This window comes from Bacillus cereus group sp. MS39 (genome assembly GCF_040448665.1).
Lineage (GTDB): Bacteria > Bacillota > Bacilli > Bacillales > Bacillaceae_G > Bacillus_A > Bacillus_A wiedmannii.
Window position 1 is genome coordinate 87,540 of sequence record NZ_CP123058.1, and the last position, 24,880, is coordinate 112,419.

Consider the following 24,880-nt stretch of genomic DNA (forward strand, 5'->3'; position numbering starts at 1 on the left):
TTTCATCTAAACACAATTTTTGAGGGGTGGACAGTATTATGAAAGAAATTCAAGTTGGTTTATTAGGTCTTGGGACAGTTGGTAGTGGTGTAGTTCGTATCATTACAGATCATCAAGAGCGACTTATACACCAAGTAGGTTGTCCTGTAAAAGTAACGAAAGTACTAGTACAAAATATTGAAAAAGAGAGAGAGGTAGAGGTACCTTCTACTCTATTAACACAAGATGCAAATGAAATTTTAGATAATCCAAATATTGACGTTGTCATTGAAGTGATGGGTGGCATTGATGATGCAAAAGTATATATTTTGCAAGCTTTACAAAGTGGGAAGCATGTTGTGACTGCCAATAAAGATTTAATGGCGTTACATGGTGCGGAACTCTTAGCGGTAGCAAAAGATAATAAAGCTGATTTGTTTTATGAAGCAAGTGTAGCTGGAGGGATTCCGATTTTACGAAGTATCGTAGAAGGACTTTCTTCAGATCTTATTACGAAAGTAATGGGAATTGTAAATGGAACGACAAATTTTATTTTGACGAAAATGTCAGATGAAGGGAGAGCATATAACGACGTGTTAAAAGAAGCTCAGCAACTTGGATTTGCAGAAGCAGATCCAACATCAGATGTGGAAGGTTTAGATGCGGCAAGAAAAATGACAATTTTGGCTACCCTTGGTTTCTCTACAAATGTAGAGCTTGGAGATGTGAAGGTAAAAGGGATTACTTCTATTACAGAGGAAGATATTGAATACAGTAAGAGTTTAGGATACACGATTAAATTAATCGGTCTTGCGAAGCGGGATGGTGAAAAATTAGAGGTTACAGTTGAACCGACGCTACTTCCAAATACACATCCTCTTGCGGCCGTGCAAAATGAATATAACGCTGTATATGTGTACGGTGAAGCGGTCGGGGAAACGATGTTTTATGGACCAGGTGCAGGAAGTTTACCGACAGCAACAGCTGTTGTTTCAGATTTAGTAGCTGTAATGCAAAATATTCGATTAGGTGTAAACGGAAATAGTGCGGTATCCCCGCAGTATAAAAAGGTATTAAAAGAGCCAGACGAAATTGTTGTGAAGAAGTTTTTAAGACTTCATGTAAAAGATGAAATTGGTGTATTTGCAAAAATTACTTCATTATTCTCTGAGCGTGGCGTTAGCTTTGAAAAGATTATTCAAATGCCGCTTGAAGAGAAAGGGAAGGCTGAAATTGTAATTGTGACGCATCGTGCGTCTCTTGCTGATTATGATTATATTCTACATACGTTGCAAGGGTATGAAGAAATAGATTGTTTGAAAGCAAACTATCGAATTGAAGGGGATGCTAAGTAGTATCTCTTCTCATAAAACAGAAAGAGCCTGTTAAGCAGCTTGCTTAATAGGCTCTTTTCTATTTAAAATCTTCGTACCAATTTGAATAAATGCTTGGATAATCCAGCCTGTTGTAAAGGATAAGATGATTGTTCCAAAATAGATAGGTCCATCTAATAGGAAGCTTAATGTTAAAAATAAAAACGCTAACGAAATTTCTGTTCTTCTAAATGTCCATTTCTTTTTCTCAGCAACCGTTAAAACGAAAGCTTCTTGAGGTGCTGCGCAAAGGTTTGTAGAGACGTAAAGACCAATCCCAGCTCCAACGAATAGATTTCCGCAAATAAGTGTTATATATTTTGGAAGAGAACGGATAGCGTCCATAATAGTTGGAATGGAACCAATCCAATCAACAAAAAGAGAAATAAGAACCATCGTTACAATTGTACCAATTGTTATTTGTTTTTTATTCCAAAAGAGTACGATAAGTGTAAATGCAAAATTAATCATGAAAATCCAAAAACCGATACTTATCCCAAAATTTTGATATAGTGCAATAAAGAAGGAATCATAAGGGCTAAGTCCAAAGGAAGTAATTGTCGTCATCATATTAATACCGATGGCGAGAGTGAGTAGACCGCCAATGAAAAATATATATTCTAATTTGAATCGAAGCATAGTTGTATATCCTTTCAACATGTATTTGCTAGGAAAGGATATATTGTGGAAAGCTTACCAGGTCAAGGGAGAATTTTTGCAGAGAAGGGGAAAATGAGATGACGAATATAAGGAAGATTGCTGAACTTGCTGGAGTATCTGTTTCAACTGTTTCACGTGTACTGAATAATCATCCATATGTGAATGAACAGAAACGAAAAGAAATTTTAGCAATTATAGAAGAATTAAATTATACGCAAAATGTGAATGCAATTCATTTAGTGAAAGGAAAAACGAATGTCATTGGTGTTTTATTACCGCACGTAAATGATCAATATTATAGCGCTATTATCGAGGGAATATCAAAGGAAACAGCAAAGAATAACTATAATATGATGCTTTGTCAGACGAATTATAGTGAGGAAAGAGAATTAGAAATTTTGAATATGTTAAAAATGAAAAAGCTTGATGGGGTTATTATATGTTCTCGAGCAAATAGTAAGGAAAAGCTTGAAGAATATACGAAATTTGGTCCAATTGTTATGTGTGAAGAAATAGACTCGAATTTCATTTCGAGTGTGCATATTGATTACTATAAAGTCTTTTCGCGCGGTATGAAGAGCTTAATAGATGCCGGCCATACAAGTATTGGGTATTGCATTGGAAGAAGTAATAGCATTAATAGTCAGAGAAGAAAACAAGCATATGAGGATTCGCTTCAACAGATTGCTGTAACACCGGTAGAAGCCTGGAAGTTTAAGGGCTGTTTTACGGTGGAAGATGGACGTAATGTAATCAGGGAATGGGCCCATATGTCGGTAAAGCCAACTGCATTTCTTGTATCTTGCAATCATATTGCGGCGGGGATGGTAACGGAAGCAAAAAAACAAGGAATTCGTATTCCAGAAGATATTACGATTATCGGTTGTGATGATCAAGATGTCGCAGATATTTTAGGCATTACGACGATTTCGTATTGTAGTAAAAATGTTGGCGTGAAGGCATTTGAATTATTATATGAAAAGATTAATGATGAGAAAATAGATGTAAAGCACGTAGAGTTATCACCAGAATTAGTACACAGGGAAACAACATAATAGAGAAGTTGTGAAAATCGCTTTTCAAAATTGCGTTTGGTATAATTATGGACAATCTATGAGGGCTAAAAGGGGTTTTGATATGAGATCAAAAGTAGTAAAAGTAATTCTACTCATTACAATTGCATCTTTCTGTTTATTTGCATATGGTTTTGTTTCAGGGGTAAATGATGTATTAAATCCGAAAGCTTCAAATTTAATTAAAAAGACCGATGTAGTGGCAAAAGAGAAAAGGAAAACAGGAACATTACAAATCGTTAGTTTAGGTGATTCATTAACACGCGGTGTTGGTGATAAAGAAGGAATTGGCTATATTGGACGGACGAAAGAAGATTTACAAAAAGATTATAAGCAAAAGATTGCCTTAACTAACTTAGCGGTTAGTGGTGCGAAAATGCCTGACTTATTAAAACAAATTGAGAGTAGTGGCGCTCAATATTCAATTAAGCAAGCAGATGTAATCGTTTTAACGATTGGAGGAAATGATTTATTTCCAGGTTGGGAATCGCTTGGAAAGATAGATTTAGAAACATACCGTCCTGATACAGAAACATTCCAGAATGAAGCGAAGAAAATTATAGAAGAAATTCGTAAGTTAAATACAGATAGCCCTATTTTTTGGCTAGGTTTATATAATCCTTTTGAAGATGTAGAAGATTTAAAAGGGTCTTCAAACATTGTTGTAGATTGGAATGCATCTTTAGAAAAATTGGCGATAAATAATAAAAATGTGTATATTACACCGACATTTGATTTATTCCAAAACCGAGGGAAAGATTTATTATACTCCGATCATTTCCATCCGAATGAAGTAGGGTATACATATATGGCGGACCGATTAGTTCAAAATGTTACGAGTAAATTAAAACTAGAACAAGGAGGGGTAAAATGACGACGATACTTTCCGTACGAGACGTGAAGAAGGTAATTGGAAAGAAGACAATTGTAGAGAATATTTCCTTCGATGTAAAACAAGGAGAAGTGTTTGGCTTCCTAGGACCGAATGGCGCAGGGAAAACGACTACCATTCGAATGTTAGTTGGATTGATTAAAGAAACAGAAGGTACGATTTCTATCGGTGGTTATTCTATTAAGGAAAATTTCAGAGAAGCGATGCGTCAAATTGGGAGTATCGTTGAAAACCCAGAACTGTATACATATTTAACGGGATGGGAAAATTTAAAACAATTTGCCCGTATGCTGGGTGATATATCAGATGAACGTATTATTGAAATTGCTCAAATGGTTCATTTGGATGAAAGAATTCACGATAAGGTAAAAACATACTCACTTGGTATGAAACAGCGCCTTGGCATTGCGCAAGCGCTTCTTGGAAACCCAAAATTGCTCATATTAGATGAGCCAACAAATGGTTTAGACCCAGCTGGAATTAGAGAACTTAGGGAATTTATACATAAGCTTGTGAAAGAAGAAAATATGAGTGTGTTTATTTCAAGTCACTTGCTAAGCGAAGTACAAATGATATGCGATCGGGTTGCGATTATTCATAAAGGAAAAATGATAACAGTTGCCAAGGTTGAAGAGTTAATTAAAACAGCAAGTGATCGTGTAGAATGGATTGTTACACCGATTTCTAAGGCAAAAGATATGCTAGAAGATGCTGAAGAAGTAAGAGAAGTGAGTATAGAAGGTGACCGATTACTATGCCGCATGGATATCTCATCTATAAGTAGTTGGAATAGACACTTTGTAGAAAATGGGATAGATGTGCATAGTGTTAAGGAGCTTGTATTTACGCTAGAAGATTTATTTATTGAACTCACAAGGGGTGAGCAGCATGCGTGAATTTGCGAATCTAGTCTTAAATGAATCGGAAAAAATTTATCGTAAGAAACGTATTTTTGTTGTCATGCTTATTTTAGCAATCTTGATTCCACTTTTCGTGTATGCGCAGTATCGTGAAGTAGAAACGACACAGAAAAGACTAGGTACAACGGATTGGAAAGTTTCATTACAACAACAAATTGTTGATTCTCAAAACCGCTTGAATAACTCTAGATTACCAGAAGAATGGCGTGATTGGCTAAAGGTAAGAGTGGAGCAGCAACAATATTATTTAGATCATGATATTAACCCGATGGCACCGGGCGCACCAACTTTTGTAAGGGCGTTTATTGAGCAAGGAATTACATTGTTTATTCCGCTTCTTGTCATGATTGTCGCTATTGACATTGTTTCAGGAGAAAGAAGTGATGGAACGATGAAAATGTTGCTCACGCGGCCGATTCGGCGCTGGAAAATACTCCTGAGTAAGTACGTGACGATGTTATTTTTCATTTCATTCATACTGTTTCTTGTTGGTCTGTTTGCTTACGTATTATCAGGGCTTGTATTTGGATACTCAGGATGGAATTTACCTGTGTTAACAGGATTCGTCATTGATAAGGAAACGTTAAATACAAACTTTGTGCATCTTATTCCGCAGTGGCAATACATCTTAATGGCGTACGGATTAGCTTGGTTCGTTGCTATCGTTGTCGGAACTATATCATTTATGGTTTCTGTTTTAATTCGAAATACACCAGCTGGTATGGGCATTATGCTAGCCGCATTAATCGCAGGTGGTATTTTAAGCTCATTCGCAACATCTTGGGAAGGTGCGAAATATATTTTTAGTGTGAATTTATCATTAACGGATTATTTATCAGGAAAACTACCTGCATTACAAGGTTTATCCATGGGATTTTCTTTAATGAATTTAACTGTTTGGGGAGTTGTATCTCTTATTATTTCATTTGTAGTATTTACAAAGCAGGATATGGTGAATTAATTGAACAGGAAGTGAAAGTATGGAAAATGTTTTAAAAAATGATTGGGGACCATTATTGGCACCAGAATTTGAGAAAGAATATTATCGCAAGTTGGCTGATTTTTTGAAAGAAGAGTATAGTACACATGTTGTTTATCCGAAGGTAGAAGCTATTTTTAACGCTCTTCAGTATACAAGTTATGAAAATACAAAGGTTGTTATTTTAGGACAAGATCCATATCATGGACCGAATCAAGCGCATGGTTTAAGTTTTTCTGTACAACCTGGTGTTAAAACACCACCATCATTGTTAAATATGTATAAAGAACTTCGAGATGAATATGGTTATGAAATTCCGAATAACGGTTATTTAGTAAAGTGGGCAGAGCAAGGAGTATTACTACTAAATACAGTATTAACAGTTCGTCAAAGTGAAGCAAATTCTCATAAGGGAAAAGGATGGGAACACTTCACAGATCGTGTGATTGAACTGTTGAATGAACGTGAAAAGCCAGTTATTTTCATATTGTGGGGACGTCATGCACAGGCGAAGAAAAAGTTAATTACAAATTCAAATCATCATATTATCGAATCTGTACATCCAAGCCCGTTGTCAGCAAGACGTGGTTTCTTTGGTAGTAAACCATACTCTAAAGTAAATACGATTTTAGCTAATATGGGTGAAAGGAAAATTGATTGGGAAATTCCAAATTTGTAAATAAAAAAGGTAGTTAACAGTCGTTAACTACCTTTTTGTTATCATTGTTGCTCGTTCTTTAATTTTGCATCTAGTACAAAAGTACCGAATGGGATAACTGATGAAACAAATGCCCCAAGTGCCCATGCAATTGATTTGCGGTGTACGATTGTTACTTGAATTACCGCAAAGATAAATAGAATAAATAAAACACCATGAGCCATACCTGTAATTTTAACGGCTGTTGCAAATCCTGCAAAATATTTTAATGGCATTGCTACAAATAATAGTAATAGGAAAGAAATCCCCTCAATTAAGCCGATTGCTCTTAATCGTCCGATTGGTGTAGATAACATAAAGTAGCCTCCTTTAACGTATGCTTGTTTATAGTAAATTTGTATTCTTTTTCAAAATAAAATAGTCTATTTTGTTTCATTATATACAAAAAGAAAGTTTACACTACGAGAATAGTGCAAAGTTCAAAATATAGTCACAAAAACATGAGAATTTAAATAAAAACCTATTTGAAGTGTTTGACTTCAAATAGGTTTTATGGGTGAAAATATTAAACGAGCGCTTCTCTTTTTAATACAAATTTCTCTACAACTTTTGCAACACCATCGTTCATATTTGTATCTGTTACGTAGTTTGCAATTTCTTTAATATCATCTGGTGCATTGCCCATTGCAACACCAAGACCAGCGAATTCAATCATTGCCTGGTCGTTATAGCTATCGCCCATTGCGATAACTTCTTCACGCTTAATGTCTAGCTTTTGAATTAATTGGTTTAAGCTCGTTCCTTTTGTAACACCAGCTTCAGTAAATTCTAAGAAGAATGGTTTCGAACGCATAACGCTTAATTGACCTTCTAATTGTTTTTGTAGTTTCTTTTCTACTACAACAAGGCGTTCAGCTTCTTTATTCATTAATACTTTTACTACAGGCTCTTTAACAGCAGCTTTAAAGTCATCTACTACAACAATTGGCATACCAGTAATATCGCCCTCAATTTCAGTATAAGGATTATTTTCTTCCGTTACGATAGCATCGCCAATGTAAGTATGAATCCATACATCTTCATTTTTACTAATTTCAAATAGGTTGTGAACGATTTCAGGAGATAGCGTACTACTAAAGATTTCTTCGTTTGTTTTACAGTTAATAATTTTTGCGCCATTAAAAGATAGAATGAAACTACCGTATTCTTCTAAACGAAGTTCTTTCGCTACATTGCGCATACCAAACGTTGGACGTCCAGAAGCAAGTACAACTTTTACACCTTGCTCTTGTGCAGTCATTAGAGCCTCTTTCGTACGAGGTGAAATGGTATGGTCGTCACGTAATAAAGTATCATCTAAGTCTAAAACAATCATTTTATAAGTCATATTGAAAATTCCTCTCTTTGTTGAAATAGAAATAAAGTTTTATGAAGATATTGGGGAATATATAGTAAGACATCGAACTTCTTTATGTGAAGCTAGGAGAAGTTCTGTGTTTTTAGTATAAATTATCACGAGCACGTTGCCCATGATAATTTATACTGCTAATGCCCGATCGGTGAGAGCTAATCATTAGTAAAGATGAATAGCTCTCATTGATTAAAGTTTAACTTTATCATTATCGTAACAACTCTAAAGATAGAGTGCAATAATGGAAGTTTTCCAATTTACGATGGTTGTTTTTCTGTAGAACGAGAAAATAGTATTTCGAGCAAAATTGCCATTACAGATCCGAGAACAAGACCATTACTTAAAAACGATGCTAGAAACGGCGGGAGTGTAGAAAATGCTCCTGCTGGAACAAACATAACTCCGACTCCTGTAAAGATTGAAAGACCTGCTACTTTAAATAACCGTTCTTTATCTTGTACTGTTTCGTATTCGCGAAAGGCAAGACCAATCATGCTTGCAAATACAGGGTAAATGGCAGCATATCCGACTGCGACAGGTATCGCCGCAAAGAATGAAGTAATCTTTGGGAATATACTAACAGAAATAATAAAGCTTGACCCTAACATAAATGGGAGTCGTTTATAAATATTAGTCGTTGCAATAAATCCTGCTGATCCAGAAATCGCAACAGGTCCAATAGCTGAAAAAAGGCCTCCTAGCAATTGATTTATTCCTGTTATAATACCGGCTTGTTTGAAACGATCTGGTGCTGCATTCTTTTCATACTTAGAGACAATCCTTTGCACAACGCGAATACTTGCTAACATATTTGTTAGAAGTAATAGTGTAACGAAAACTACCGTAATTGCCATGTTCCATTCAATACGAGGCATTCCGAAAACAAATAGAGACGGAAAACGGATTATATCTGTCACAGGCGTTACTGGATTTGATAATCCGAAGCATGCGAATAATATCCAGCCGCAGACGATACTGAAAAGAACGGAATATTGTCCAATAATAGGTAGCTTCATGATGAAAAAGGATAGTAAAATAACAATGAGTGAAAGAATAAATACGTCAGCTTGTACCTCTGTATGTTGTCCGTCAAGACCGAACATTCCCTTTAAGAAGGACCCGCTAAGTTGCGCGACAAGAAGAAATAAATATGTTCCAATGACTGTCGGTGTAAAATAGCGGACTAGTTTATCGATTAGTCCAAAAACACTAAGAATAATACAAATGATACCACTTAATAGGAAAGCGTACTGAAGGACTTTAAGCGTTTCATTGCTGGATCCAAATAATACGACACCTAAACTTGCATAAAGGGAGAAAATACCCCACCAAAGTCCAGCAGGACCTTCTTGAATAGGAAGTTTATGCCCAAATATAGCTTGCAGTAGGCCAGCAAAGCCAAGAACAAATAATGTTCTTTGTACGAATGCAATAGCTTCAGCGCCATCGAGACCATAATTAGTTGCGACGCTAATTGGTACAATAAGGCTTCCAGCTAAAATAAATAGTGCCCATTGTAAGGCGGAAAGAAATGTTTTCATTATATCAACCTCTTTCATAGATTCCGTATCTAGTATATATGTATTTCATTTCCACTGGCAAAGATTGTAGATAGAGAAAAGAGTTGAAGCGCAATATGAATGCACGGAAGCAATTATGGATAGCAGTTATATGTATGACTTTTGTTGTAATTCTAGGAACGCTAGGATTTATGATGATTGAAGAGATTAGTTTGTTTCAAGCATTTTGGATGACGATGATTACTGTATTGACTGTTGGATACGGAGATGCCGTTCCTGTAACGCAAGCGGGGAAAGTATTTGCACTCCTTATTATACCTGTTGGTGTCGGTATTGTTACGTATGCAATTGGTGTAGTGGCAGCTATGATTATTGAAGGGAATTTATTTCATGCAGTACGGAGGAAGAAGATGGATAAACAAATAGCACAGTTACAAAATCATATTATCGTATGTGGTTGCGGTAGAGTGGGGCTTCAAGCTGTACATGAATTGCAAGAAAAGAAAATCCCATTTGTCGTTGTTGATAAAGATGAGAGTATATTGGAACAGGAAAAGCTTTTATTTGTACACGGAGATGCAACGGAAGACCAAGTGTTACATCATGCTGGAATTTCAAAGGCAGCTGGTTTAGTTGCTATCGTAGCAAATGATGCTGAAAATGTATTTATTACATTAACGGCAAGAGGGCTAAACGATGCAATTAAAATTGTGGCAAGAGCGGAAAAACCAGAAACCGAAGACAAATTAAAGCGTGCTGGGGCAAATAAGGTGATTAATCCATCTAGCATGGCAGGAATTCATATTGCAAAAGGTATTGCGAATCCGCTAACAGTTCATTATATTGATACAGTACTATATGGCATGGAACAGTCATTTGTAATTGAAGAAATTGCAGTCGGCAAGGGTTCTATTTTAGCTAGTAAATCGTTACTAGAGAGTGATGTGAGAAATCAATTTGATGTAACAATTTTAGCGATTTTGAGAAATGGGGATGTTATACATAATCCAACGGGGCAGGAAAAACTACAAGAACATGATATGATAATAGTGTTTGGTTCAGTAGAGAAGCTAGGACAATTTGAGAAAGAACTACAAAGTAAGAGGTGACAAGGAATGCAAATATCGAGCGATAAGATTTTAAATAAAATGGCGAATGAAATTGCAAAGGCAAAAAGCAGTGAAGGGCAACAATCAAAAGCGCATTTATTAGTTGTGCGAGCGTTATGTGATTTATTATTAGATGAACAAGCTGAGCCTTCTATGTATAGAGAACCTGAGATTCCATCACAAGTAATTGGATCTCAGCCTATGACGACAGTTCAACCAGTTATGCCGGTTTCGGGAGAACCTGTGTATATAAAAGAAGAAGGCGCAAACGGTAATTCTTTATTTGATTTTTAGAAGATAAATCGTTTGGCTTATATGAAAAAATTGCTTATGATAAAGGTAAAAAAAGGGGAATTAAGATGAAAATTTTCTTTTTACTAGGTTGTATTGCGGCAGGGCTATCTGTTGCGCTAGGGGCTTTTGGAGCACACGGTTTAGAAAATAAAGTTTCTGCAAAAATGTTAGAAGTTTGGAAAACAGGCGTTACATATCAAATGTTTCATGCAGGTGGACTATTCGTAGTTGCTTTATTAATGGATAAAATTCAATCATCACTTTTAACTACTGCTGGCTGGCTTATGGTAGCTGGGATTATTATGTTTTCAGGTAGTTTGTATGCATTAAGTACGACAGGTATTAAGTTCTTTGGCCCAATTACACCTCTTGGTGGTGTAGCGTTTATCGTGGCATGGATCTTAGTCGGAACTGCAGTTGTAAAAGGCTTATAAAAAAACAAAAGCTGGCATATGCCAGCTTTTTTTATGGTCTTGGAGCATAAGTTGCTTGTTGACTAGGTAAATACATAATTTCTTCTGGGAATTCTACATAATCTAAGTAAATCATTAGTAGTAAAAAACGTTTCCCCGATTGCGGTTCACTAATAACGATGTGATCACGTCCAGCTGCCTCAATAATACCTGTATAAGATTGTGTACCGAGTGAACTACCACGCTCATAAGTCATTACTACGGTGGCTTGCTTGCCTTTGTTCAAGCGAAGAATATTTTCAATATACGACTGTTCTAATGGTAACATGCCTTGAGAAACGGCATATTGAGCTTGCGCAGCTTGTTGTTGCATCGCTTGCTGTTGTTGCTGTTGCTGTGGGGTCATTTGTTGCTGTTGTGCATAAGTTCCAGATGGTTGATAAAAACCTGTTCCATAATACGGGTTTTGTTGCTGTGCCATTCAAAAATCCCTCCTCGTTTTCATTCATTAATATACGCTAGGGCAATCCCCGGCAGATGGTTGGAAGAAGCAGTGCTTTTTAAAACGTCCAGAGTTTTGTTGGTCATACCAAGTTGGTGGGCAAGGACCTTCAGGTCTAAAAAACCATAAGGCGAAATTTGCAGGCCAAAAACGTTGTCCTTGAATCGTTCGCCTTGCTAATGCGATATCTTGTTCTCTTGCACGCTGATAAAAATACCCTTTTTGCGTTGCCTCAAAACCGCCAGGATTTTGATAAACCATTTGACGTAAATTACGTATTTTTTTAAAATCTAAACAATTTCCGCGGACACGATTTACCCCTACGTTTCCGACCATTAACATTCCTTGTTGTCCTTCTCCTTCAGCTTCAGCACGCATCAGTCTAGCTAATAACTTTACATCTTCTTCGTTATAAGCAATAACACCCATTATGTGTCACCTCTCTTTTTGGAATACCTTGTGGAAAGAGGTTTATTTCTAGATGAAGTGTGTAACGATTACTAGTTCATACGTATGAGAAAAAGGACTCAGATATGACAACCAAACGAAGTTTTACATGGAGAGAGGAAAATAAAAAAAGCTAGCGTGAGCTAGCTTTCCATCATTAAAATACTTTAGACCATAAGTTTGAGAAGAAATCTCCGATAGAGCGCATTGTTAATACGAACCAATTTGCCTTTTCAACTTCTTCTGTCGTTTTTGCAGTAACTTTCATCCTTTTACTACCGTCTAAGAAACCATATTTATCAGTTGATTCTAAAGTAATTGAGCCTACTTTGGCATCTTTCTTAATAGGAGCAACTAAATGTCCATCTTCAGCAAGAGATTTATCTACTTCAGTCTCAATTTTATAAGGATCTTTGCTACCTTTTTTCGCGATTACTGTTATTTCTTTTTCCGGTACAACAGTTACTTGATCTTCTTTACCTTTTACTACAGAGATTGTATTATTTTTATCAACTTTTAGCTTTTGTTTTTCGAAGTTATTAAACCCGTATTCGATTAATTCACGAGATTCTGTGAAGCGCTCGTCCATTGATTTTGTTTTAATAATAACTGAAATAAGACGTACATCACCACGTTTAGCAGTAATAGTGAATCCATATCCAGCGGTATCAGAACTACCAGTTTTTAAACCATCTGTTCCTTCATAAGAGAAAGCAGCACCTGGTAACATCCAGTTCCAGTTTTCCATACGAATTGGTTTCGGATGATTATCTGGGAAGTTTCTAAATCTTTGTTTTGTATCCTCTAGCATTTCTGGATACTTTGTAATCATTGTTTTTGAAAGCATACCCATATCGCGAGCTGACATGGAATTTTCTCCATTCGGATCCGTTCCCTCAGGGTGTTTTCCTTTTAAGTCAGCGTTATTTAACCCAGTAGCGTTTACAAATTTATATTTCTTTAACCCTAGTTTTTTTGCATGTTCATTTGCAAGATTCAAGAAGTTCTTCTCACTTCCTGCAAGAAGTTCTGCTAAGGCAATACTAGATCCGTTTGCAGAGAAGATAACGATAGAATGATATAATTCTCTTACAGTATATTGACGTCCCTTTTCAAACGGAACGTTAGAGAATTCATTATTACGTGAAACTTCATAAGCATAATCAGAAATGTTTACCTTTGTATCCCAAGTAATTTTTCCTTCTTTAATTGCTTCTAATACGGCATAAACAACAATTAATTTTGACATACTAGCAATAGCTAGTAATTCATCTGGATTTTGTTCATGCAGTATTTTTCCTGTATCTGCATCAAATAAAAGTGCAGCTGCCGCCTCAATGTGTATTTTTTCTTCCGCATGGGATGTTGTTACTCCTAAGGAAGAAATTGACAATAAAAGCGCTAGTAAAATAGACAAGATTTTCTTCATATAGATTATCACCTTCGCATCGTTATTAGCATGTAGCTCGTACCATTTTAGCATAAATTTGGATATAGAAAGGTTACAATTTTGTAAGGAAATTGAAAAGAATTTGTCCATTTTTGTTCAAATTTGCAGAGAAAAGAAGTATTTTGAGGAGAAATATAGAGGGTAATAAAAAAAGGAACGAAATTCGTTCCTTTTTCACGATTTATATGTGTAAAAATTTCTCTACCTTTTCGTCTGGTAAAATGTTTCCAACGAAAAATGTTCCGAATTCACCATAACGAGCACTTACTTCATCGAAGCGCATTTCATATATAAGTTTTTTAAATTGAAGAACATCGTCAGCGAATAATGTTACGCCCCACTCAAAATCGTCGAATCCAACTGACCCTGAAATAACTTGGCGTACCTTACCTGCGTACTGGCGACCAATTTTACTATGACTGTACATCATTTTCTTACGTTCTTCCATAGGAAGCATGTACCAGTTGTCATCACCTTGGCGACGCTTGTCCATTGGGTAGAAGCAAATGTGATTTGCTTTTGGTAGTTCTGGATATAAGCGAGCTAAGATTTGTGGGTTTTGATATGGATCTTCATCAGCTGGAAGGTAGTTGCTTAGTTCAACAACAGATACGTAAGAGTATGCAGGAACCATATATTCAGCTAATGTTGTTTTATTCAATTCTGTCTCAATTTCATTTAACTCTTCCATTGTTGGACGTAAAATCATAAGCATAATATCAGCTTTTTGGCCAACAACTGTATACATTGCATGACTGCCTTTTTTCGCACTAGCTACTTCGTTCCATTTTTCAACGACATTTAAAAATTCAGACACAGCTTGCCCGCGTTCGTCGCTAGATAATGTTTTCCATGCAGCCCAATCAATAGAACGTAAATCATGTAAACAATACCAGCCATCTAACGTTGTTGTTGCTTCACTCATTCTATTCACCTCAGTTAATGATAGTTTTACACGTTAACTATAGCATATATAGTTTTAAAATCATCTATATAAAGCTTTGGCGCATAAAATTGTCACATTTAAGTTTATTTGAAAATAGGAGAGGATAAGGCTTAAAGGGGCGTTATTTCTAGGCTGAATTTTATGAAAATATAATCATTTTCATTTTATCTATTTTTTGGGAGCTATAAGTTTAAAATAGAGAGGAAAAGCAGTATTCTTAAAGATAGAGTTTTTTAACATATGTAGGAGGGTTTATTCGTGAGCAACTTATTTACAACAGTAAAAGAAAAAGTTCAAGGAAAAGGCATTTCTATCGTACTTCCTGAAGGAACTGATGAAAGAATTTTAGGCGCTGCAGAGCGTTTAGCAAAAGAAGAGTTAGTACAACCAATCTTAGTTGGTAATAAAGAAGAAATTAGCGCAAAAGCTGCTAGCATGAATTTAACATTAGCAGGCGTTGATATTTATGACCCAGCTACATACGAAGAAATGGATGCAATGGTAGCATCTTTCGTTGAACGCCGTAAAGGTAAAGCAACTGAAGAAGACGCTCGCAAAATCCTTAAAGACGAAAACTACTTCGGTACAATGCTTGTATACATGGGCAAAGCACACGGTTTAGTAAGTGGTGCAGCTCACTCTACAGCTGATACAGTTCGTCCAGCACTTCAAATCATTAAAACAAAACCAGGCGTTACAAAAACTTCTGGCGTATTCATCATGGTACGTGAAGAAGAGAAATATGTATTCGCTGATTGTGCAATTAACATTGCACCAAACAGCCAAGATTTAGCTGAAATTGGTATCGAGAGTGCGAAAACTGCTGAACTATTCGGTATTGATCCACGCGTTGCTATGTTAAGCTTCTCTACAAAAGGTTCTGCGAAATCTCCAGAAACAGAAAAAGTTGTAGAAGCAACTCGTATTGCAAAAGAAATGGCTCCGGAATTAACTTTAGATGGAGAATTCCAATTCGATGCTGCATTCGTACCATCTGTAGCCGAGAAAAAAGCTCCAGGTTCTACAATTAAAGGTGATGCTAACGTATTCGTATTCCCAAGCTTAGAAGCTGGTAATATTGGCTACAAAATCGCTCAACGTTTAGGTAACTTCGAAGCAGTAGGACCAATCTTACAAGGTTTAAATATGCCTGTAAATGATTTATCTCGCGGATGTAACGAAGAAGAAGTGTACAAGTTAGCTTTAATTACAGCAGCTCAAGCACTTTAATTCTATAATGAATCGAAATAAAGACCGTCGCTATTATAGCGACGGTCTTTATTTTTCTAAGCCAAGTGCTTTATTGTTACGATCAATAATACGTTGTAAATTCGTCTCATATAAAGGTATTTCATCTATTGTTAATTGAGATGGTGTTAACTTTGGAGCGAATTGCTGCAATGTTTTTAAAAGGCGCATCATTAAATCTTGTACTGTAATGGTTTCGCCAAGTAATTCTGAAAGTGAAGCCATCGTACTCGGTACAATTCCAGGATACGTAAAGCGTGTTTCTTCTCCTTGAATGGCTAGGTTGTAGAAATCACGAACGAGTGCGGCACGCTCAGAGCCACTTCCTGTAGCACAAAGATAAATTTGGACAGCGACACCGCCGCGAATACGTCGCTGTGAAATGCCAGCAAATTTTTGATTGCGAATACTTAAGTCATAGCTACCAGGACAGTAAGAGCCAACAATTTCTTTTGCCTCGATTGTAACATCGTAATCGTTTAACATTTCCTTAATTAAATGCCACATTGTATCGTATCCAAGATCAATATCTATACCTTTTTCTGTCTCTTGGAATAAAAGTGATATGTTTAAAACACCTTCATCAAGTACGACTGCAAGTCCACCGGAATTACGAACGATAACATTGAAGTTGTTTTCTTGTAAAAAGGAAATACCTTCTTCCAAGTGTGGTAGGCGTGAATCTTGAATGCCAAGAACAATTGTATTGTGATGAACCCAAGAACGCATTGTTGCAGCTGATTGACCATTTCCAATGCTTGTGCACAGTGTGTCATCCATTGCGAATGACTGCAATGCATGGAATGTTGGTCCCAAACTAGACTGATCTACAATACGCCACTCTGGCTGAGATAAAATGGAACGGGAATTGCTCATATAACTAACCCCTTATCTTTAAAATGACAATCTCTATTATAGCAAAAAATGTAGAAACGGGTTTTTTCATATATAAAGGGAAAGTTTAAAGGTGAAATGATAAAAAGGATGCATACAATGCATCCTTTTTATTCTGCAATTTTTTCTAAATTACCGTTTCGATCCATTCGGAAAGATGTTTGAGAACGTTCTTCGTCATCCATGACTGCCAGCTTACGAGCACGGTTCATAATATTCATAAGTGTTTCGTAATCTTCTTGTACAGTATGAGATTGTTTTTCTAATTTTTCTAGTTTCTTTTCTAGTTCTTCATTTCGAAGGATTTGTGATTTAATTTCTTGTTTCAATCTCGTATTCTCGTTTTCAAGAGCTGTCACTTTTATATTTGAAGATCCGACCGTTTGTAAAAAATAAATAACATCTTGCATTGTCATAGAGCCTTTTGCAGCAGGAACAGTAGGTTCTTGATATGGAATAGCTTCTTTATATTGCACAATTGATTCCTCTTGTACGAATTCTTCATAGTCAGTTATCGAATCTGAAGCTGGTGGTGTATAAAGTAAACGTTTTTTCGCTTGTTCACCGCTTGCAGCACGCATTTTATCTTTACGATGTTTTTTTGCTAGTTGAAGAGCTTGTTCATAGCTATAGCGAACAACAGCATTCCAACGGAAACCACAGGCAGCCGATGTACGATTTAATTGATCACCCACTTCTTCAAATGCATTTAATTGAGTACTTCCTTCTCGAACGTGACGAAGTACAGTTTCAGCAAGTAATAAATCATCCTCATCCGTCCAAGCATCTTGTCTTACTTTCATAGATTCAACTCCCTTTCTTTTTATGAACTTCCTATTTTTATAATGGGCAAAAAAATGAGCTTTTATACAAAGCTTTTAAAAATATGGTAGATTTCGATGAAAGGTATAAATTTTGCTATGAATGATGAGAGCTTATGAAGGAGAGCATATAAATATGTAACATTATATGAAGAAAGAGCGTTGTAAGGACACTTGCAACGAGCTTCAAAGAGCGGTAAAATACCATTTAGTGTTTATTTTTAAATGTACTTGTGAAAAGTTTAAAATAGAGGAAGTGTTATATATAATGGGAAACGAATTTCGTGTGTGCGATGATTGTCAGGCAACGAACGTTAAAACGTTGATTCCAAAGTTAAAAAAAGTCGATTCATGTGCAACGATTGAAGTTGCATGTCAGTCTTACTGTGGTCCTGGTCGTAAAAAATCATTCGCATTTGTAAATAATCGTCCAGTCGCGGCTCCAACAGAAGATGAATTAATTGTAAAAATTGAAGCAAAGTTAAATAAGTAAGAAAAAGAAGAGTGAACAGATTACTCTTCTTTTTTTATGCCCATACGAGGAATGAGTTATTCTACGAAAATACAATTGAGTAGATTAACATTCAATGAAGGAGGGGCATCATCTATCCATTCAAATATAAATTTATATTTCAAAATAATGGTTGACAGTCTTTTGAAGCGATAGGTAGAATAGAAAGTGTCTGATTCTGAGAATCATTATCAAGAAAAGGTCAATTAACCTAATTTTTTTATTACTATTTGAGAATAAATTTCATTTCATTAAATATATGTTGTTGGTTAGGATGGTTGAGGTATGGAAGCGAGCGCAAGGAGTATAGAACAGCAAGATGTGAATGTTAAAGAGATTAAGAGCAGACCGCTCGTTGCTTCTATTATTTTAGTAGCAGGTACAGTTTTGTTAGCTTTAAGCATGGCAGTTTCTATTTCGTTTGGTGCTGCAGATATTAGTTTAAAGACTGTATGGCAAGCTGTGTTTCAGTTTGACGGTTCTATTACGCATCATAACGTAATTCAAGAACTTCGCATGCCTAGAGCAATAGGGGGCGTAGTTGCAGGTGCCTTTTTAGCGGTATCAGGGGCAATTATGCAAGGTATGACGCGAAATCCACTTGCTTCACCATCGTTAATGGGAATTACAGATGGAGCTGTATTTGGAATTGCAATTATGTATGCATTCTTCCCTAATTCACCTTATTTAATGTTCGTTATCGCATCTTTTATTGGGGCTGCGTTTGGAGCGAGCATTGTATATGGAATTGGGTCTTCTTCACCAGGTGGATTAACACCTGTGAAGTTAGCTTTAGCGGGTGCAGCAATTAGTGCTTTATTAGGGGCCATTTCATCTGGAATTGCGCTATATTTCAACCTTGCCCAAGAGGTGAGTATGTGGAATGCAGGCGGAGTTGCGGGAGTGAAATGGGAAAGTATTAATATGTTAGTACCAATTGGCCTTGTTTGTCTCTTTATTGCAATTATGATGTCGAGGTATATTACAATTTTAAGCTTCGGTGAAGAAATTGCGATTGGACTTGGTCAAAATACGACATTAATTAAATTTATCGGAACAGTACTTGTTCTTGTGTTAACAGGTTCTGCGGTTTCTATGGCAGGATCGGTTGGATTTGTTGGCCTTGTAATCCCGCATATGACTCGTTTCCTTGTAGGCTCAGACTATAGATGGGTTATTCCATGTTCTGCGGTCTTAGGTGGGCTGTTAATTGAATGTGCAGATATGTTATCTCGCGTTATTAATCCGCCGTTTGAAACGCCAATTGGAGCAATTACAGCGCTAATTGGGGTTCCATTCTTCCTCTACTTAGCACGTAACGAAGGGAGAGGGAAAATGTGAGGACAAGTGTCTTAACAAAAAAGAACGTTTCTGTTTTAACAATCTTAGTAGGATTAATCGTTACTGTATTTTTAGTAAGTTTAAATACAGGGACATTTAAAATACCGCCAATGGACGTATTAAAGTCATTGGTTGGACTTGGGGCTGAAGATCAGTCTGTTATTTTATTTGAATTCCGTATGCCGCGTATGGTTATTGCTATATTAGTCGGATCCGCTTTAGCGATGTCAGGTGCGATTTTGCAAGGATTATCACGAAATCCACTTGCTGATCCAGGTATTATCGGTATTAACGCTGGAGCGGGATTAACAGTTGTTATATTCGTCTACTTTTTCTTCGGAAAAGTTGGGACTGGTACATTTTTATCTGTATTTATCCTTCCATTCTTCGCGTTAGTTGGTGCAATATTAGCGGCGGTTATTATTTATTTACTAGCATGGAAAGACGGCGTTTCATCAACGAGATTAATACTAGTTGGTATCGCTGTTGCAGCCGGGTTTGGTGCTGTTAGTTTAATTTTTTCTATGAAGATGACATCTAACGATTTCCGCTTTGCTACGATTTGGTTAGCAGGAAGTCTATGGGGCACAGATTGGAAGTTCGTACTAAGTGTACTTCCATGGATGGTTATTTTCTTGCCACTTGCTATTAGTAAGGCACACATATTAAATGTAATGAATCTAGGTGACTCCACAGCTGTTGGCCTTGGTCTAAATGTAGAAAAAGAAAGACGTAAATTATTATTTATTGCAGTTTGCTTAGCTGGTGCATCTGTCGCTGTTGCCGGAGGAATTGGTTTTATCGGTTTAATGGCTCCGCATTTAGCGAGGCGCCTTGTTGGTGGTAAACATCAAATTATGCTGCCTACCGCTGCACTAATAGGGACGTTTTTACTCTTATTCGCAGACGTAATTTCAAGAAGTGTGTTAACAACTTCAGAAATACCGGTCGGTCTTGTTATTTCTGTAATTGGTGCACCATATTTCATATATTTACTTATGAGGACAAAATAAAGGGAGGCTTTTTGTATGGCAACTTTAGCAGTTGATGCGGTATCTGTTGGCTATAATGAAGGGTTAATTATTGATGGATTAACAGTTGAAATTCCGGAAGGGAAAATTACAACGATTATTGGACCAAATGGTTGTGGGAAGTCCACATTATTAAAAACGGCTTCTCGTATTTTGAAGGCGAAAAAAGGTACTGTTTATCTTGACGGAAAAGCAATCGAGAAACAACCAACGAAAGAAATCGCAAAGAAAATGGCGATTTTACCACAGACTGCAGAAGTGCCAACTGGCCTTACTGTGTTTGAACTTGTTTCATATGGACGTTTTCCTCATCAAAAAGGATTTGGAACGTTGAAAGAAGAGGATTATCGTTACATTCATTGGGCACTTGAAGTGACGGGAATGACAGAATTTGCAAATCGTTCAGCAGAGGCGTTATCAGGCGGGCAACGTCAACGTGTATGGATTGCGATGGCCCTTGCACAAGGAACAGAATTACTCGTATTAGATGAACCGACAACGTACTTAGATATGGCGCATCAATTAGAAGTATTAAATTTATTGAAAAAGTTAAATGAAGAAGAAGGTAGAACGATTGTTATGGTTATCCATGACTTAAACCATGCTTCTCGTTTCTCAGATCATATGATTGCATTAAAAGCAGGTAAGTTAATGAAACAAGGAACGCCAGATGAAGTGATGACAAGTGAAACACTTCGCAGTGTATTTGAGATTGAAGCTCAAATCGTTCCGTGTCCAGTAAACTGTAAACCAATTTGTTTAACATATGATTTAGCGATGATTAGTAATCAATTGCGTAAAAAAGCATAAGTAGAATCCCCCTCGTAAAGAGGGGGGCTTCTAATGGACGTTGAGCTTCTTATTAGTAAATAGGAAGTTGAACACCCGTTAGAACGGGGCATAAGTAACAATTAATCAATATATATTTATTAATTGTTAATCTTGTTTCTTATAGTTCATTGTAACTTATAAGAGAAATACAGCTAGAAGGAGTGGGAACATGAAGAATTTTAAAATGGCGTTATTAGCAATGGTACTAGTTGTTACTTCTGTACTATTTGCAGCTTGTTCTAACAAAGAAGAGAAGAAAGCAGATGCGAAGGATGCGAAGACTGAAGAGCGCACTGTACAACATGCAAAAGGGGAAATTAAAATCCCTGCAAATCCAAAGAAAATTGCTGACCTTAGTGGTTCAACAGAAGAATTATTAATTTTTGGTATGAAACCAATTATTACTGCTAATACATCGCAAGAAAAAATTGATACACATATTGAAAAGAAATTAAAAGACGTAAAACCAGTTGGTTCTGCTTGGGGCGATAAAATTAACATCGAAGCAGTAGCTGCTGCAAAACCAGACTTAATTCTTGTAAACAATCGTCAAGAAAAGATTTATGATCAATTATCTAAAATTGCACCAACAGTTATGTTAAAAACTCCATTAGATCAATGGCGTCCAAAATTCGAAGAAGTAGGTCAAATCTTCGGTAAAGAGAAAGAAACAAAAGAATGGTTCAAACAGTATGATGAAAAAGCAAGCAAATTACATGATAAAATCGTTGCGAAAACTGGCGATGCTAAATTTATGAAAATGGCTGCATATCCAAATGCTTTCCGCGTATACGGTGACTACGGTTACGGTAGCGTAATCTTTAATGATTTAAAATTACCAGCAGTTAAAGGTACACCAACGGATAAACCACTAGTACAAGTACAAAAAGAAGCTTTAATCGATTACAACCCGGATTACTTATTCGTATTTACAACTGGTGACGGTTCTCAACGTCTAAAAGAATTCCAAGAAGAATCAATTTGGAAAAACATGAACGCTGTTAAAAACAACCACGTATTTACAATTAAAAACGAAGACGTAAACAAAGGTTACTTCCCTCTAGGTAAAGAAATGATCTTAGATGAAGTTGCTGAATTCGTTTTAGGGAAATAATGTATAAACAGAAATCACTTTTACTTCGGTAAAAGTGATTTTTTCTTTATATAAGGGCAATTAATATAGTCTTTCATTTCTTTCTGTTTCCTATTTCGTTTATAATATATAGTAAGAATGCAGTAAAGAAAGGGGGATGTCGGAAGGTGGTATATTTAAACGACAAACTCAGCGAAACAAAAGTGTTTAAAGACCCGGTACATAAATATGTGCACGTACGCGATCGTGTTATTTGGGATTTAATCGGAACGAAAGAATTTCAACGCTTGCGCCGTATTAAGCAGCTTGGAACGACATTTTTTACATTTCACGGTGCAGAGCATAGTCGCTTTACTCATTCGTTAGGTGTATATGAAATTATTCGTCGTATGATTGATGATGTGTTTGATGGCAGACCGAACTGGAATGCTGAAGATAGATTGTTATGTTTATGTGCGTCATTACTTCATGATGTCGGTCACGGCCCATTTTCTCACTCGTTTGAAAAAGTATTTTCATTAGATCATGAGAAATTTACGCAAAAGATTATCGTTGGAGATACGGAAATTAATCGCATATTAAGTCGTGTGGATAAAGACTTTCCGCAAAAGGTAGCCGATGTAATCGCCAAAACATCTACGAATAAATTAGCGATTAGCATGATTTCCAGTCAAATTGATGCAGATCGTATGGACTATTTATTAAGAGATGCGTATTTCACTGGCGTAAAGTATGGAAACTTTGATATGGAACGTATACTACGTGTCATGCGTCCATATGGGAATCAAGTAGTCATTAAAAATAGTGGTATGCATGCTGTTGAGCATTATATTATGAGTCGTTATCAAATGTATTGGCAAGTATATTTCCATCCGGTAACGCGCAGTGCCGAAGTTATTTTAACGAAGATTTTACACCGTGCAAAATCATTGCACGAGAAGTATTATACATTTAAAAATCATCCGGTTCATTTCTATTCTTTATTTGAAGAAGAAGTAACAGTAGAGGATTATTTAAAGTTAGACGAGAACGTTATGTATTATTACTTCCAAGTATGGCAAGACGAAGAAGATCCAATTTTAAGTGACTTATGCCGCCGTTTTATGAATCGAAACCTATTTAAATACGTAGAGTTTACAGATAAGCACGGTTTAGATAATTGGATGGAATTAAGTAGCTTATTCAAAAAGATTGGACTTGATCCAGAATACTATTTAGTAGTTGATTCAACATCAGACTTACCGTATGACTTTTACCGTGCTGGTGAAGAAGAAGAGCGTCTGCCAATCTTACTTCTTATGCCAAATGGAGAGCTTAGAGAGCTTTCACGTGAATCGGATATCGTTGAGGCGATTACTGGTAAGAAGAGAAGGGATCAAAAATTATTCTATCCGCATGATTTAATCTATGAAGATGGAAGAAAAGGAAAATATAAAGAGAGAATTATCGAGTTACTAGAAGGAAAAAAATAAGAAGCAGCTAAGGGCTGCTTCTTATGAAAGAACTTGAAATTATTTGTCGCTTAAGCGTTTTCCGCCAACTGCATAATGGTTTTTAGACATTTCTTCGATGAAAACAACGATGTTTTCTTCAGGAGCACCAGTTGTTTCGCTTACTGCTGCTGTTACTTTCTCAGCAAGAGCTTTCTTTTGTTCCTCTGTGCGTCCTTCTAGCATTTTCACTGTTACGTATGGCATATATAATCGCTCCTTTTATGTAAGTTACACTCTTATTATAGCGGATTATGGGGAAGAACAATCGAAAAAACAAATAATTTCTTTTTTTGACAGATTGAAGAGGAGATGAATCATGGATCAGTTATTTAGATATCCGTTGCACCAAATTCCGTTGGTAGCAATGGCCATTATTATTGCGTTATCAGTGCATGAATTTGCGCATGCATATGTTGCATATAAATTTGGAGACGATACAGCAAAGAAGCAAGGCCGTTTAACATTATCACCGATGGCGCACTTAGATCCTATTGGGATGATCGCTGTATTAATTCTTGGTTTTGGTTGGGCAAGACCTGTTCCTGTTAACCCATATAACTTTAAAAGGCCGCGTCTTGCAGGTATATTAGTTTCAATTGCAGGCCCAATTAGTAACTTAATTTTAAGTGCAATTGGTTTAATCATTTGGTATAGCCTATTAACATTTGGTGTATTAGACTCAATTCCATTTGCAGTAGCGGATACATTGGCTCAATTCTTCCGAATTTTTATTATGCTTAATATCGTATTACTTGTATTTAACTTATTGCCAATTCCGCCACTTGATGGGTATCGAGTTGTGGAAGATCTAGCACCAACAAATATTCGTGCGAAAATGACACAGTATGAAAAGTATGGAGCAATAGCGTTATTAATTCTTGTTATTACACCGCTTAGCAATTATACAATTCAACCTATTTTTAATGTTGTCATTCCATATGTATTTGTATTTTTAGACAGTATCATTTCGCCTATTTTTGGCCTTTTATAA

Annotated in this window: 28 protein-coding genes; 17 read left to right on the plus strand and 11 right to left on the minus strand. The window is 36.3% G+C overall.

The genetic code is table 11. From position 1 onward, the window contains the following. The first annotated feature begins 38 nt into the window (after positions 1-38). Entirely contained in the window at positions 39-1,334 is a 1,296-nt protein-coding gene (locus QEP67_RS00415; RefSeq protein ID WP_000659111.1) for a homoserine dehydrogenase, read from the plus strand. A gap of 30 nt (positions 1,335-1,364) precedes the next feature. On the opposite strand, the gene QEP67_RS00420 is transcribed toward QEP67_RS00415, so the two are convergent. Beyond that, complete coding sequence (locus QEP67_RS00420; protein WP_088065058.1) at positions 1,365-1,991, minus strand: YitT family protein; 627 nt, start codon at positions 1,989-1,991, stop codon at positions 1,365-1,367. 98 nt (positions 1,992-2,089) lie between these two features. On the opposite strand from QEP67_RS00420, the gene QEP67_RS00425 reads away from it, so the two are divergent. The 5 genes from QEP67_RS00425 to QEP67_RS00445 are packed head-to-tail and all read left to right on the plus strand — an operon-like array spanning position 2,090 to position 6,555. Continuing rightward, positions 2,090-3,067 carry a LacI family DNA-binding transcriptional regulator gene (locus QEP67_RS00425; RefSeq protein ID WP_282895822.1) on the plus strand — a complete coding sequence of 326 codons (978 nt, stop codon included), beginning with the start codon at positions 2,090-2,092 and terminating at the stop codon, positions 3,065-3,067. Between the two features lie 10 nt (positions 3,068-3,077). Beyond that, the gene (locus tag QEP67_RS00430; protein WP_170771082.1) at positions 3,078-3,959 is read left to right on the plus strand and encodes an SGNH/GDSL hydrolase family protein; all 882 of its coding nucleotides are present in this window, start codon (positions 3,078-3,080) and stop codon (positions 3,957-3,959) included. After that, complete coding sequence (locus QEP67_RS00435) at positions 3,956-4,873, plus strand: ABC transporter ATP-binding protein (RefSeq protein WP_000207734.1); 918 nt, start codon at positions 3,956-3,958, stop codon at positions 4,871-4,873. Before QEP67_RS00430 ends, QEP67_RS00435 begins: the two co-directional genes overlap by 4 nt. Continuing rightward, positions 4,866-5,858, plus strand: a complete 993-nt coding sequence (locus QEP67_RS00440) for an ABC transporter permease subunit (protein WP_048566732.1) — start codon at positions 4,866-4,868, stop codon at positions 5,856-5,858. The genes QEP67_RS00435 and QEP67_RS00440 overlap by 8 nt, the downstream gene beginning before the upstream one ends. Before the next feature lie 19 nt (positions 5,859-5,877). Then, positions 5,878-6,555, plus strand: coding sequence for a uracil-DNA glycosylase (locus QEP67_RS00445; RefSeq protein WP_000432536.1), 678 nt, complete (start codon positions 5,878-5,880; stop codon positions 6,553-6,555). A 41-nt stretch (positions 6,556-6,596) separates the two neighbouring features. On the opposite strand, the gene QEP67_RS00450 is transcribed toward QEP67_RS00445, so the two are convergent. The 3 genes from QEP67_RS00450 to QEP67_RS00460 all read right to left on the minus strand — a co-directional run bounded on the left by QEP67_RS00450 (position 6,597) and on the right by QEP67_RS00460 (position 9,486). Further along, positions 6,597-6,890, minus strand: a complete 294-nt coding sequence (locus tag QEP67_RS00450) for a DUF3817 domain-containing protein (protein WP_000953389.1) — start codon at positions 6,888-6,890, stop codon at positions 6,597-6,599. A gap of 209 nt (positions 6,891-7,099) precedes the next feature. Then, the gene (locus tag QEP67_RS00455) at positions 7,100-7,921 is read right to left on the minus strand and encodes a Cof-type HAD-IIB family hydrolase (protein ID WP_048566731.1); all 822 of its coding nucleotides are present in this window, start codon (positions 7,919-7,921) and stop codon (positions 7,100-7,102) included. A gap of 281 nt (positions 7,922-8,202) precedes the next feature. Then, entirely contained in the window at positions 8,203-9,486 is a 1,284-nt protein-coding gene (locus tag QEP67_RS00460; protein ID WP_048566730.1) for a purine/pyrimidine permease, read from the minus strand. Positions 9,487-9,581: 95 nt separating this feature from the next. Here QEP67_RS00460 and QEP67_RS00465 point away from each other — a divergent pair, with 95 nt between their 5' ends. The 3 genes from QEP67_RS00465 (at position 9,582) to QEP67_RS00475 (ending at position 11,302) form a co-directional block, all read left to right on the plus strand. Then, a complete protein-coding gene (locus QEP67_RS00465; RefSeq protein WP_353706491.1) occupies positions 9,582-10,574 on the plus strand; it encodes a potassium channel protein in 993 nt (330 codons plus the stop codon). Between the two features lie 6 nt (positions 10,575-10,580). Next, entirely contained in the window at positions 10,581-10,868 is a 288-nt protein-coding gene (locus QEP67_RS00470) for a YwdI family protein (protein ID WP_001167358.1), read from the plus strand. A 65-nt stretch (positions 10,869-10,933) separates the two neighbouring features. Then, the gene (locus QEP67_RS00475; protein WP_000688322.1) at positions 10,934-11,302 is read left to right on the plus strand and encodes a DUF423 domain-containing protein; all 369 of its coding nucleotides are present in this window, start codon (positions 10,934-10,936) and stop codon (positions 11,300-11,302) included. Positions 11,303-11,333: 31 nt separating this feature from the next. Here QEP67_RS00475 and gerQ read toward each other — a convergent pair whose 3' ends face one another. The 4 genes from gerQ to hemQ all read right to left on the minus strand — a co-directional run bounded on the left by gerQ (position 11,334) and on the right by hemQ (position 14,605). Continuing rightward, the gene (gerQ, locus tag QEP67_RS00480) at positions 11,334-11,762 is read right to left on the minus strand and encodes a spore coat protein GerQ (protein ID WP_000068635.1); all 429 of its coding nucleotides are present in this window, start codon (positions 11,760-11,762) and stop codon (positions 11,334-11,336) included. Between the two features lie 27 nt (positions 11,763-11,789). Further along, the gene (cwlJ, locus tag QEP67_RS00485; RefSeq protein ID WP_000538157.1) at positions 11,790-12,212 is read right to left on the minus strand and encodes a cell wall hydrolase CwlJ; all 423 of its coding nucleotides are present in this window, start codon (positions 12,210-12,212) and stop codon (positions 11,790-11,792) included. Positions 12,213-12,387: 175 nt separating this feature from the next. Continuing rightward, positions 12,388-13,659, minus strand: coding sequence for a serine hydrolase (locus tag QEP67_RS00490; RefSeq protein WP_000722839.1), 1,272 nt, complete (start codon positions 13,657-13,659; stop codon positions 12,388-12,390). A 202-nt stretch (positions 13,660-13,861) separates the two neighbouring features. After that, positions 13,862-14,605: a hydrogen peroxide-dependent heme synthase gene (gene hemQ / locus QEP67_RS00495; protein WP_001287590.1), complete on the minus strand. Its 744-nt coding sequence runs from the start codon at positions 14,603-14,605 to the stop codon at positions 13,862-13,864. Positions 14,606-14,884: 279 nt separating this feature from the next. Between hemQ and pta the strand changes: the two genes are divergently transcribed. After that, entirely contained in the window at positions 14,885-15,856 is a 972-nt protein-coding gene (gene pta / locus QEP67_RS00500; RefSeq protein ID WP_000067226.1) for a phosphate acetyltransferase, read from the plus strand. Positions 15,857-15,904: 48 nt separating this feature from the next. Here the strand turns inward: pta and QEP67_RS00505 are convergent, their stop codons facing one another. Then, a complete protein-coding gene (locus tag QEP67_RS00505) occupies positions 15,905-16,750 on the minus strand; it encodes a biotin/lipoate A/B protein ligase family protein (RefSeq protein WP_353706492.1) in 846 nt (281 codons plus the stop codon). Positions 16,751-16,878: 128 nt separating this feature from the next. Beyond that, entirely contained in the window at positions 16,879-17,571 is a 693-nt protein-coding gene (locus QEP67_RS00510; RefSeq protein ID WP_000868353.1) for an RsfA family transcriptional regulator, read from the minus strand. Positions 17,572-17,857: 286 nt separating this feature from the next. Between QEP67_RS00510 and QEP67_RS00515 the strand changes: the two genes are divergently transcribed. From QEP67_RS00515 to QEP67_RS00540, 6 genes are all read left to right on the plus strand, one after another. Then, the gene (locus tag QEP67_RS00515; RefSeq protein WP_000526075.1) at positions 17,858-18,082 is read left to right on the plus strand and encodes a DUF1450 domain-containing protein; all 225 of its coding nucleotides are present in this window, start codon (positions 17,858-17,860) and stop codon (positions 18,080-18,082) included. 303 nt (positions 18,083-18,385) lie between these two features. Continuing rightward, positions 18,386-19,441 carry an iron ABC transporter permease gene (locus tag QEP67_RS00520; RefSeq protein ID WP_000388283.1) on the plus strand — a complete coding sequence of 352 codons (1,056 nt, stop codon included), beginning with the start codon at positions 18,386-18,388 and terminating at the stop codon, positions 19,439-19,441. Beyond that, positions 19,438-20,454 carry an iron ABC transporter permease gene (locus QEP67_RS00525; protein ID WP_001260774.1) on the plus strand — a complete coding sequence of 339 codons (1,017 nt, stop codon included), beginning with the start codon at positions 19,438-19,440 and terminating at the stop codon, positions 20,452-20,454. The genes QEP67_RS00520 and QEP67_RS00525 overlap by 4 nt, the downstream gene beginning before the upstream one ends. Before the next feature lie 15 nt (positions 20,455-20,469). Next, a complete protein-coding gene (locus QEP67_RS00530) occupies positions 20,470-21,282 on the plus strand; it encodes an ABC transporter ATP-binding protein (protein ID WP_000212066.1) in 813 nt (270 codons plus the stop codon). Positions 21,283-21,472: 190 nt separating this feature from the next. Beyond that, the gene (locus QEP67_RS00535) at positions 21,473-22,417 is read left to right on the plus strand and encodes an ABC transporter substrate-binding protein (protein WP_000787744.1); all 945 of its coding nucleotides are present in this window, start codon (positions 21,473-21,475) and stop codon (positions 22,415-22,417) included. A gap of 146 nt (positions 22,418-22,563) precedes the next feature. Continuing rightward, positions 22,564-23,868 carry an HD domain-containing protein gene (locus QEP67_RS00540; protein ID WP_000262747.1) on the plus strand — a complete coding sequence of 435 codons (1,305 nt, stop codon included), beginning with the start codon at positions 22,564-22,566 and terminating at the stop codon, positions 23,866-23,868. A gap of 39 nt (positions 23,869-23,907) precedes the next feature. Here QEP67_RS00540 and QEP67_RS00545 read toward each other — a convergent pair whose 3' ends face one another. Further along, positions 23,908-24,093 (minus strand): 2-hydroxymuconate tautomerase, encoded by a 186-nt coding sequence (locus tag QEP67_RS00545; protein ID WP_001147171.1) that lies wholly within the window; start codon positions 24,091-24,093, stop codon positions 23,908-23,910. A gap of 112 nt (positions 24,094-24,205) precedes the next feature. Here QEP67_RS00545 and QEP67_RS00550 point away from each other — a divergent pair, with 112 nt between their 5' ends. Continuing rightward, positions 24,206-24,880 (plus strand): site-2 protease family protein, encoded by a 675-nt coding sequence (locus QEP67_RS00550; RefSeq protein WP_000372449.1) that lies wholly within the window; start codon positions 24,206-24,208, stop codon positions 24,878-24,880.

Coding starts and splice junctions, on each gene's coding strand:
- QEP67_RS00415 (WP_000659111.1), top strand. CDS start 39: ATGAAAGAAATTCAAGTTGGTTTATTAGGTCTTGGGACAGTTGGTAGT.
- QEP67_RS00420 (WP_088065058.1), bottom strand. CDS start 1,991: ATGCTTCGATTCAAATTAGAATATATATTTTTCATTGGCGGTCTACTC.
- QEP67_RS00425 (WP_282895822.1), top strand. CDS start 2,090: ATGACGAATATAAGGAAGATTGCTGAACTTGCTGGAGTATCTGTTTCA.
- QEP67_RS00435 (WP_000207734.1), top strand. CDS start 3,956: ATGACGACGATACTTTCCGTACGAGACGTGAAGAAGGTAATTGGAAAG.
- QEP67_RS00440 (WP_048566732.1), top strand. CDS start 4,866: ATGCGTGAATTTGCGAATCTAGTCTTAAATGAATCGGAAAAAATTTAT.
- QEP67_RS00445 (WP_000432536.1), top strand. CDS start 5,878: ATGGAAAATGTTTTAAAAAATGATTGGGGACCATTATTGGCACCAGAA.
- QEP67_RS00450 (WP_000953389.1), bottom strand. CDS start 6,890: ATGTTATCTACACCAATCGGACGATTAAGAGCAATCGGCTTAATTGAG.
- QEP67_RS00455 (WP_048566731.1), bottom strand. CDS start 7,921: ATGACTTATAAAATGATTGTTTTAGACTTAGATGATACTTTATTACGT.
- QEP67_RS00460 (WP_048566730.1), bottom strand. CDS start 9,486: ATGAAAACATTTCTTTCCGCCTTACAATGGGCACTATTTATTTTAGCT.
- QEP67_RS00465 (WP_353706491.1), top strand. CDS start 9,582: ATGAATGCACGGAAGCAATTATGGATAGCAGTTATATGTATGACTTTT.
- QEP67_RS00470 (WP_001167358.1), top strand. CDS start 10,581: ATGCAAATATCGAGCGATAAGATTTTAAATAAAATGGCGAATGAAATT.
- QEP67_RS00475 (WP_000688322.1), top strand. CDS start 10,934: ATGAAAATTTTCTTTTTACTAGGTTGTATTGCGGCAGGGCTATCTGTT.
- gerQ (WP_000068635.1), bottom strand. CDS start 11,762: ATGGCACAGCAACAAAACCCGTATTATGGAACAGGTTTTTATCAACCA.
- cwlJ (WP_000538157.1), bottom strand. CDS start 12,212: ATGGGTGTTATTGCTTATAACGAAGAAGATGTAAAGTTATTAGCTAGA.
- QEP67_RS00490 (WP_000722839.1), bottom strand. CDS start 13,659: ATGAAGAAAATCTTGTCTATTTTACTAGCGCTTTTATTGTCAATTTCT.
- hemQ (WP_001287590.1), bottom strand. CDS start 14,605: ATGAGTGAAGCAACAACAACGTTAGATGGCTGGTATTGTTTACATGAT.
- QEP67_RS00505 (WP_353706492.1), bottom strand. CDS start 16,750: ATGAGCAATTCCCGTTCCATTTTATCTCAGCCAGAGTGGCGTATTGTA.
- QEP67_RS00510 (WP_000868353.1), bottom strand. CDS start 17,571: ATGAAAGTAAGACAAGATGCTTGGACGGATGAGGATGATTTATTACTT.
- QEP67_RS00515 (WP_000526075.1), top strand. CDS start 17,858: ATGGGAAACGAATTTCGTGTGTGCGATGATTGTCAGGCAACGAACGTT.
- QEP67_RS00520 (WP_000388283.1), top strand. CDS start 18,386: ATGGAAGCGAGCGCAAGGAGTATAGAACAGCAAGATGTGAATGTTAAA.
- QEP67_RS00530 (WP_000212066.1), top strand. CDS start 20,470: ATGGCAACTTTAGCAGTTGATGCGGTATCTGTTGGCTATAATGAAGGG.
- QEP67_RS00535 (WP_000787744.1), top strand. CDS start 21,473: ATGAAGAATTTTAAAATGGCGTTATTAGCAATGGTACTAGTTGTTACT.
- QEP67_RS00545 (WP_001147171.1), bottom strand. CDS start 24,093: ATGCCATACGTAACAGTGAAAATGCTAGAAGGACGCACAGAGGAACAA.
- QEP67_RS00550 (WP_000372449.1), top strand. CDS start 24,206: ATGGATCAGTTATTTAGATATCCGTTGCACCAAATTCCGTTGGTAGCA.